We start from the raw sequence: 11,074 nt of genomic DNA on the forward strand, positions 1-11,074 counted from the left end.
ACTCCAGTGACAATCTGTTCTGGTGAGACTTATACTTGGACTGTAAATGGAACTGCTTATACGGAAAGTGGAACGTATTTAGTAACCAATGACGGATGTACTGCTAACCAAGAATTGGTATTGACAGTAACTCCTAAACCAACTAAAGTATCTACTCCAGTGACAATCTGTTCTGGTGAAACTTATACTTGGACTGTAAATGGAACTGCTTATACGGAAAGTGGAACGTATTTAGTAACCAATGACGGATGTACTGCTAACCAAGAATTGGTATTGACWGTAACTCCTAAACCAACTAAAGTATCTACTCCAGTGACAATCTGTTCTGGTGAAACTTATACTTGGACTGTAAATGGAACTGCTTATACTGAAAGTGGAACGTATTTAGTAACCAATGACGGATGTACTGCTAACCAAGAATTGGTATTGACAGTAACTCCTAAACCAACTAAAGTATCTACTCCAGTGACAATCTGTTCTGGTGAAACTTATACTTGGACTGTAAATGGAACTGCTTATACGGAAAGTGGAACGTATTTAGTAACCAATGACGGATGTACTGCTAACCAAGAATTGGTATTGACAGTAACGCCACCAATACAAGCGCCAGTCTCAGGTGGTAATCAAACTATATGTTCGGATGGAACAAATACACAAACTCTTACGGCAACTGCTACAGGAGGAACCATAACTTGGTATGACGCAGCAACTGCCGGGAATATAGTTACAACTCCAACACAAGTTGGAGCAGGAACTAAAACCTATTATGCACAAAGCTCTAACGGTACTTGCTCTAGTTCAACAAGAACAGCGGTTATTCTTACCATAAATTCATGCTCACTTGAAGTGATCAAAACTGCTGACAAATCTAATTATGACACTTTAGGAGAAGTCATAACCTATACCATTGAAATACGAAACACTGGTAATGTTGATCTACGTCAAGTTATTGTAACAGACCCATTAACGAATCTAAATACTACTATTGAAAGTTTAGCAGTTGGTACTTCTAAAGTATTTACTGAGGTGTATACAGTAACCCAAAGTGATCTAAATAGTGATTCTGTAATAAATATTGCATCGGCAACAGGATTAACGCCAAATAATATAAATGTTAGTAACTCAGACACAGTAGTAGTCGAAAAATCGATCGTATTACCATGTGGGCTTGTAACCGTTCATAACGCATTCTCTCCAAATGGTGATGGAATAAACGAATTGTTTATCATTGACAATATTGATAATACAAGCTGTTATCCAGAAAACACAGTTGAAATCTACAACCGATGGGGAGTTCTCGTTTTTGAAACTAAAGGATATAATAATACTACTAATGCATTTAATGGTACCTCTCGTGGAAGAACTACTATAGACCAATCATCAGGTTTGCCTACTGGAACGTACTATTATATGTTGAATTATACTTTTGTTGACGGTAATGGTCAAAGTCAAGTCAGCAAAAAAGCTGGATATTTATACCTTACTAAATAATGAAAAAAACAACCTTAGGGTTTAATACCCTAAGGTTTAACTAAAATTTTATGAAAAGCCCTAATTTTCGAATGATAAAATATCTACTATGAAAACAAAACTATTTTCTTTCGTTTTGATGTTTACTGCTTTGGTAAGTTTTGCTCAACAAGATGCGCAATTTACACAATACATGTACAACACAATAAATATCAATCCAGCTTATGCTGGATCAAGAGGAGTTCTAAGTGTCTTTGCGTTACATCGTACGCAATGGGTAGGATTAGATGGTGCGCCAGTTACAAATGCAGTTTCAGTAAATACCCCTTTGAACAATAGCAGGTTGGGCCTTGGGGTATCAATTATCAACGATAAAATAGGTCCTACGCACGAAAACACTATTTCTGCAGATCTATCCTATACTGTCCCGACATCTGAAAAAGTTAAATTTTCTTTTGGAATTAAAGCAACTGCTAACCTATTTGATTTAGATGTTACACGTCTAAATCCCGTTGATGACGATCCTAGTTTGCATGACTATAATAATAAATTTTCGCCTAATATTGGAGCTGGAGTTTATTTACATTCAGACAAGGCATATGTAGGTATTTCAATACCAAATTTTATAGAGTCAAATCGCTACGATGACAATGAAGTGGCTATTTTTAAAGAAAAAATAAATTACTATTTAATAGCAGGTTATATTCTTGATTTAAATAGCGCTATAAAATTCAAACCTGCTTTGTTAACTAAAATGGTTAAAGGAGCACCACTACAAGTAGATGTTTCAGGAAACTTTATGTTTAACAATAAATTCGTACTTGGAGTTGCCTATAGATGGAGTGCGGCGGTTACTGCAATGGCAGGATTTCAAATTTCAGATGCGATGTATATAGGATATGGATATGATCTTGAAACTACCAAATTAAACAATTACAATTCTGGCTCACATGAAATTTTCTTACGCTATGAATTATTCAAAAAGAATGATAAAATCACAACCCAACGATTCTTCTAAAAACAATTATTATGAAAAATAACATACTCTTTTACATAACTATAATAAGTGTTTTTTCATTAAACATTTATTCACAAAAAGCCAGAGTAGCCACTGCTGATAAAAAATATGACAACTACGCTTTTGTAGATGCCATAAAAACCTATGAAAGAGTTGCAGAAAAAGGTTATAAATCGGCTGATATGTTCCAAAAATTGGGAAATGCTTATTACTTCAATGGGAAACTCGAAGCAGCAGCACAATGGTACGGTGAATTATTTGCCATGACTAGTGAGGTGGAGCCAGCCTACTACTATCGCTATGCACAATCTCTACGTTCCATTGGTGAAAATGAGAAAGCGAATCAAATTATGGAAAAATTTGATAAAATGTCCGGAAACGACTCTAGAGGAGAACTTTTTGCGAAGAACGAAAACTATATGGATGCTATTAAAGCTAATTCTGGCCGATATAACGTTGAAAACGCAGGAATAAACTCTCCCTATTCTGATTACGGAACTACTATGTATGACAATAAGATCGTGTTTGCTTCAGCTAGAGATACCGGGAGTTTAGGCCAAAGAAAACATACTTGGACCGGTCAATCATTCACAAAATTGTATGTGTCTGATGTTGGTGACGAATTAAGCTTGGGAAGTCCTGCTAAGTTTGATAAATCCGTTAATTCTAAATTTAACGAATCTACTCCTGTCTTTACTAAAGATGGAAAAACCATCTATTTTACAAGAAATAACTATCTTGATGGGAAAAGAGGAAAAGACAGTAAAAACAATACATTAGTTAAAATATATAAAGCCAGTTTAGAGAATGACAAATGGGTAAATATTACTGGACTTCCTTTTGATAGTGATAATTACAGTACAGCTCACCCTATTTTAAGTCCAGATGAAAAAACAATGTATTTTGTTTCTGATATGCCGGGAACTATAGGCCTTTCGGACATATTTAAAGTCCAAATAAATGAGGATGGAACTTTTGGCACGCCTGTAAATTTAGGCCGCCCAATTAATACTGAAGGAAGAGAAACGTTTCCATTTGTAAATGATGACAACGAAATTTATTTTGCCTCTGATGGCCATCCAGGTCTGGGCGGACTAGATATTTTTGTTTCGAAAATAAATGCAGACGGAACTTTTGGAAAAGTCCAAAATGTAGGTATGGATGCTAACTCTCCTAAGGATGATTTCGGGTATTGGATTGATACCAAATCAAGAAGAGGTTTTTTATCGTCAAACAGAGATGGCGGACAAGGCTATGATGACATTTATAAATTTCTGGAAACTAAGAAACTCATTTGCGAACAAGAATTGTATGGAAAAGTGACGGATTTAGCCACAAGCAAAATTATTCCAGGGGCAAAAGTCAGTCTGTTTGACAATAAGTATAATCCAATGGGAACAGTTAATTCTGATGAAAAAGGAATGTACACTTTTTCAGTAGAATGTGGAAAAACTTATAATGTAAGAGCCGAAAAAGAAGACTACACCACCAAGGAACAAAGCGTGACTATAGGCGACAAAGAAGGTAAAACAAATCTAGATATAGCCCTAGAAAGTTCTAAATGTAAGGTGACCGTTGGTGACGATCTTGGTAAATGTTTTGGTATTAAAATGATCTATTTTGACTTTGACAAATCAGATATCCGACAAGAAGCCGCTTTAGATCTAGAAAAAATATTAGATGTTCTAAATCAGTATCCAAAAATGAAACTTGATATTCGCTCCCATACTGACAGTCGTGGAACATTCAAATATAATGAGTCTTTATCAGATAGCAGAGCACAATCAACTATCGGATGGTTGATAAATAATGGAGTTGATAAAAGTCGCTTAACGGCTAAAGGATATGGAGAAAACCAACTCATAAATAAATGTGCTGATGGTGTTGAATGTAGCGAAGAAGAACATCAACTAAACAGAAGAAGTGAATTTATTATTATGGAGCTATAAATTAAATACTGATAGTTTTTAAACAACAAATACTAACCTCGAAAAGAAAATCTTTTCGAGGTTTTTTTATTTTATTCATTATAAAAAATCACTAAATCCTTACTGATTTTCATCTTAAATCGGTATTAAAATAAAAAATTAAGGCATGTTCAGTCTTTAAATTTTTTAAGAATATATCCCCTTATTTTTATAAAAAAACATAAAACTGCATTCCCGTATCATTTGCAATAACGTATTTTTAGTTAATCATCTCATCAATAAAATCTTAATAAATAGAGTGATGATTAATTTTTTAAAATATGTACTAATTGAAAATACATTTCAACGAGTATTTAGGCTGTATGCAGATAAAAAAGCATTTTATCACTTATTATTCCTAACTTTAGGTATAGATTTAAAGATTCTATTTCTGGTAATCATCGAAAAACGATTCTTATATATCATATAAAAAATCTTAATAAAAAAAATATTTTTTTTACGCAGAGGGTACAAAATAAATATATTTGAAATTGAAGTTTTGGATAAATAAATCTTTTTAAAGATCCAAAAATTATTGAGAAACGAAATACCATGAATAGCACAGTTCCATTAAAATAAAAAAGCACCCAATGATCAATGACTTTTATTAAGAAAATTTTTAAATTCAAAAAAAATAAGAGTCAATTCTTAATTCACAGTTGAAAAATTCATTATTTAACTAAATATAAAAAGGAGTATTTCCTACGATAGAAAAATTCTTTAACCCCAAAAAAAGAAATTTTTCATCCTTTAAAAACGAGTCCCCATTTGGGCTTCTTATTTATTAAAAAATTACGTTTTTCAAATTATATAAAAATTAAAAAAAGGAATAATCGCCTACGTCATTAAATTTCTTTAACCCCAAAAAAGAAAATTTACATTCCTTAAAAAACGCAAGTAGTAATCTAGATTTTGTTCTAATAATTAAGTGAAGGACAATAGCAAAGAAACTGATTTTACATAAAATCCAATTAATTCTCATGGCTTTTTATTCTGTAAAAAGCTGAAATTAAAACAACTTGTTTTTTAAGTCATAAATTAAAATAGGAATCCTTATTTAAACGGAAATTACTTTACATAAACTGCTTATAATTCTAAATACAAGTGCTAATTATTCTGCATTTGATGCTCCAAAATCTTATTACTTTCTAACGATTTAAAAAAAAAATCAACATGAAATCAAATTTACTCAATCAAAAACTGAAACAAACCATACTATTTGCTTTACTTTTATTGTTTATCAGCATAACAAGTGGTTACGGTCAAGAAAGTGGAACAGATGGAAATTATTGTCCTGGACCAGGTCTTCCAGGCGATGAATATGCAACTGGAGTCTTTTTTAATACTATAGTAAGTTCTTCCCCTTCTTCTACATGTCAAATTGGAACGATTCGAGCTAAAGTCGATACAAATAATCAAGTATTGAAGTTAGGAATGAATATTGGTAATGGAGGTTCGGCACTATTTCGACTATATTTAGATACAGATAACAATCCCTTAACTGGATTAACCTCAGACAATTTTGGAGGTGCTTTAACTGTTGCCGGTGCTGAGATTATCCTAGAAATTAATTCGAATGCCTCTACATTCAAAGTATATTCGGGAGCCGGAAGTACCTTAACACCATTTCCTCTCCCACTCCCTACTGGACTTGAAGCTCATAGCGGAGGTACTGCTTGTAATGGTAGTGGAGCCACTTTTTTAGAATTTAATATTCCTTTTGGAAGTATTAATTTAAATATCTGTACCGCGAACAACCCTGGTGTAATTAATATTACCAAATTAGCATCGGTTAGTGGTAACTCTGCTAGTTCTAGTCGATGTATTGACACACCTTTAACATTTGGAATTCCATTAAAAGGGTCTGTAGGACCAAGTACAACTGTTTGTTCAGGAACAAATAGTACAATCTTAACGGTTAGCGGTCTTACATCTGGATCTTCAATTATTAGATGGGAATATAGTGTTAATGGTGGAGCTTGGCAATCTGATTTAACTAACACTACTTCTACTTATACTGCAACTAATTTAAACCTAACTACTAAATATAGAGCCGTATTTTCAAATTCTGGTTTATGTGGTGGAAATGGCATTGAAACAAGCGATGCTACAATTACGGTTACGCCATCACCTATAGCCAATGCAGGACCTGATCAAACTAAATGTAATAATCCAATATTCACTTTGGCGGCCGTTCCTACGTCTGGTACTGGAGCTTGGTCTTTTGTTGGTGCATCTGGTACAGCCGTAATTACTACTCCTACTTCTGCAACGTCGACGGTAACTTCGGTACCAACAGATATGAATATCACGTTGCGTTGGACAGAAACTAACGGAAACTGTAGTTCAACTGATGATGTTGTTATTCGAAATAACGCTCAGTCAATCGCTGCTGCAGGAGCTGACCAAACTAAATGTAATAATCCAATGTTTACTTTGGCGGCTGTTCCTACTGTAGGTAGTGGAGCTTGGACTTTTGTTGGTGCATCTGGTACAGCCGTAATTACTACTCCAACTTCTGCAACTTCGACGGTAACTTCGGTACCAACAGATCTGAATATAACACTGCGTTGGACAGAAACTAACGGAAACTGTAGCTCGACTGATGATGTGGTTATTAGAAATAATACACAATCAATCGCTGCTGCAGGAGCTGACCAAACTAAATGTAATAGTTCAATGTTCACTTTGGCGGCAGTTCCTACTGTAGGTACTGGTGCTTGGACTTTTGTCGGTGCATCTGGTACTGCAATAATTACTACTCCTACTTCTGCAACTTCGACGGTAACTTCGGTACCATCAGATATGAATATAACACTGCGTTGGACAGAAACTAACGGAAACTGTAGTTCAACTGATGATGTGGTTATTCGAAATAATGCCCAATCAATCGCTGCTGCAGGAGCTGATCAAACTAAATGTAACAATCCAATGTTCACTTTGGCGGCTGTTCCTACTGTAGGTACTGGTGCTTGGACTTTTGTCGGTGCATCTGGTACTGCAATAATTACTACTCCTACTTCTGCAACTTCGACGGTAACTTCGGTACCAACAGATATGAATATTACACTACGTTGGACAGAAACTAACGGAAACTGTAGCTCGACTGATGATGTGGTTATTAGAAATAATGCACAATCAATCGCTGCTGCAGGACCTGACCAAACTAAATGTAACAATCCAATGTTTACTTTGGCGGCTGTTCCTACTGTAGGTACTGGTGCTTGGACTTTTGTCGGTGCATCTGGTACTGCCGTAATTACTACTCCTACTTCTGCAACTTCGACGGTAACTTCGGTACCAACAGATATGAATATTACACTGCGTTGGACAGAAACTAACGGAAACTGTAGTTCAACTGATGATGTTGTTATTAGAAATAATGCACAATCAATCGCTGCTGCAGGAGCTGACCAAACTAAATGTAACAATCCAATGTTCACTTTGGCAGCTGTTCCTACTGTAGGTAGTGGAGCTTGGACTTTTGTCGGTGCATCTGGTACAGCCGTAATTACTACTCCTACTTCTGCAACTTCGACGGTAACTTCGGTACCAACAGATATGAATATTACACTGCGTTGGACAGAAACTAACGGAAACTGTAGCTCGACTGATGATGTGGTTATTAGAAATAATGCACAATCAATCGCTGCTGCAGGAGCTGACCAAACTAAATGTAACAATCCAATGTTCACTTTGGCGGCTGTTCCTACTGTAGGTACTGGAGCTTGGTCTTTTGTTGGTGCATCTGGTACAGCCGTAATTACTACTCCTAATTCTGCAACGTCGACGGTAAATTCGGTACCAACAGATATAAATATAACACTGCGTTGGACAGAAACTAACGGAAACTGTAGTTCAACTGATGATGTTGTTATTCGAAATAATGCCCAATCAATCGCTGCTGCAGGAGCTGACCAAACTAAATGTAACAATCCAATGTTCACTTTGGCAGCTGTTCCTACTGTAGGTACAGGAGCTTGGACCTTTGTTGGTGCATCTAGTACAGCCGTAATTACTACTCCAACTTCTGCAAACTCTACAGTAACTTCGGTACCATCAGATATGACTATTACACTGCGTTGGACGGAAACTAACGGAAACTGTAGTTCAACTGATGATATAATTATTAGAAATAATGCCCAATCAATCGCTGCTGCAGGAGCTGACCAAACTAAATGTAACAATCCAATGTTCACTTTGGCGGCTGTTCCTACTGTAGGTAGTGGAGCTTGGTCTTTTGTTGGTGCATCTGGTACAGCCGTAATTACTACTCCAACTTCTGCAACGTCGACGGTAACTTCGGTACCATCAGATATGAATATCACGCTGCGTTGGACAGAAACTAACGGAAACTGTAGTTCAACTGATGATGTTGTTATTCGAAATAATGCCCAATCAATCGCTGCTGCAGGAGCTGACCAAACTAAATGTAACAATCCAATGTTCACTTTGGCGGCTGTTCCTACTGTAGGTAGTGGAGCTTGGACTTTTGTCGGTGCATCTGGTACAGCCGTAATTACTACTCCTACTTCTGCAACGTCGACGTTAACTTCGGTACCAACAGATATGAATATCACGCTGCGTTGGACAGAAACTAACGGAAACTGTAGCTCGACTGATGATGTTGTTATTCGAAATAATGCCCAATCAATCGCTGCTGCAGGAGCTGATCAAACTAAATGTAACAATCCAATGTTCACTTTGGCGGCTGTTCCTACTGTAGGTACTGGAGCTTGGTCTTTTGTTGGTGCATCTGGTACAGCCGTAATTACTACTCCTACTTCTGCAACTTCGACGGTAACTTCGGTACCAACAGATATGAATATCACGCTGCGTTGGACAGAAACTAACGGAAACTGTAGTTCAACTGATGATGTTGTTATTCGAAATAACGCTCAGTCAATCGCTGCTGCAGGAGCTGACCAAACTAAATGTAACAATCCAATGTTCACCTTGGCAGCTGTTCCTACTGTAGGTACTGGAGCTTGGACTTTTGTTGGTGCATCTGGTACAGCCGTAATTACTACTCCAAGTTCTGCAACGTCGACGGTAACTTCGGTACCATCAGATATGAATATAACACTGCGTTGGACGGAAAATAACGGAAACTGTAGTTCAACTGATGATATAATTATTAGAAATAATGCGCTTCCAACAATAGCAACAGCAGCCAATGCAGCGTCAGTTTGTTTCAGTGAAAATGTACAGAGCACACCACTAACATATAATGCGACATCTGGAACACCCACTATGTATAGCATTGTTTGGGATGCTATTCCCTCAAATAATTTTGCTGCAGTTACAAATGTAACTTTGTTAACCAGCCCAATATCATTAATAATTCCCGCTGGCACAGCTGCAGGCACTTACACAGGTACAATTACCGTAAAAAATGCTAACGGCTGCGTAAGTAATACTAAAACGTTTTCTGTAACAGTAAATAAATGTGATATAGTTTTATTAAAAGAATCGAAACTAAACAGCACTGGAAATTGTACAAGCTCAGAAGATACCATAACCTATACTTTTACTGTGACGAATCCAGGTACTGCACCTATTACTGATATTAGAATTACTGATGACTTATTAGATTCTTCTAATCCTATTGTGCCAATAATCTATACAAGTGGTGATAATGGAAATAACACATTAGAGGGTACTGAAACTTGGATATATACGGCAATTTATCCAATATCACAAAATGACATTAACACAGGAAATGTTACCAACAACGCAACTGTAAACGGTAAAGTTTTAGGGAATGATGTTATGGGTTCTTCTAGTTCAGTAACAAGGTTATGCCAAAATCCAGATATTACCATTATTAAATCAAATGACATTACTATAGGAGAAAACGGATGTGCAACACTTGTTGTTGGAGATGTGGTAACTTATACATTTACTGTGAAAAATTCTGGTAATGTGAGTTTGAATAATGTGAATGTAGTTGATAATCATATTGGTTTATCTGCTATCGCATTGATAAGTGGAGATACCAATAACAATAGCATTCTAGAAGTTACCGAAACTTGGGTTTACACTGCAACATACGCTGTGAATCAGACCGATATTGACAATGGTAGAATCACCAACCAAGCTTCTGTTAATGCGGCTACTCCTGATGCGTCAAGTGTAACGGCACAATCAAATAACAATATCCCGGATGTGATTACTATTTGTACCGATGCAAGTATTAGCATTGCGAAAACAAATGACATTACTGTAGGGGAAAACGGATGTGCAACACTTGTTGTTGGAGATCTAGTGACCTATACCTTTACTGTGAAAAATTCTGGTAATGTGAGTTTGAATAATGTGAATGTAGTTGATAATCATATTGGCTTATCTGCTATCGCATTGATAAGTGGAGATACCAATAACAATAGCATTCTAGAAGTTACCGAAACTTGGGTTTACACTGCAACATACGCTGTGAATCAGACCGATATTGACAATGGTAGAATCACCAACCAAGCTTCTGTTAATGCGGCTACTCCTGATGCGTCAAGTGTAACGGCACAATCAAATAACAATATCCCGGATGTGATTACTATTTGTACCGATGCAAGTATTAGCATTGCGAAAACAAATGACATTACTGTAGGGGAAAACGGAT

Annotated in this window: 4 protein-coding genes; all 4 read left to right on the top strand. The window is 36.3% G+C overall.

Annotated features, from left to right (window positions below):
- A partial coding sequence (locus E0F98_RS15800) for a T9SS type B sorting domain-containing protein (protein WP_132113213.1) occupies positions 1 to 1,491 on the top strand: 1,491 nt, incomplete at its 5' end.
- Between the two features lie 88 nt (positions 1,492 to 1,579).
- Positions 1,580 to 2,488, top strand: coding sequence for a PorP/SprF family type IX secretion system membrane protein (locus tag E0F98_RS15805; protein WP_132113216.1), 909 nt, complete (start codon positions 1,580 to 1,582; stop codon positions 2,486 to 2,488).
- Between the two features lie 11 nt (positions 2,489 to 2,499).
- On the top strand, positions 2,500 to 4,437 hold the full coding sequence (locus tag E0F98_RS15810; RefSeq protein ID WP_132113219.1) for an OmpA family protein: 1,938 nt from the start codon (positions 2,500 to 2,502) through the stop codon (positions 4,435 to 4,437).
- 1,191 nt (positions 4,438 to 5,628) lie between these two features.
- A partial coding sequence (locus E0F98_RS15815; protein WP_132113222.1) for a beta strand repeat-containing protein occupies positions 5,629 to 11,074 on the top strand: 5,446 nt, incomplete at its 3' end.

It is taken from the genome of Flavobacterium hiemivividum (assembly GCF_004349145.1).
In the GTDB taxonomy this organism is placed as follows: domain Bacteria; phylum Bacteroidota; class Bacteroidia; order Flavobacteriales; family Flavobacteriaceae; genus Flavobacterium; species Flavobacterium hiemivividum.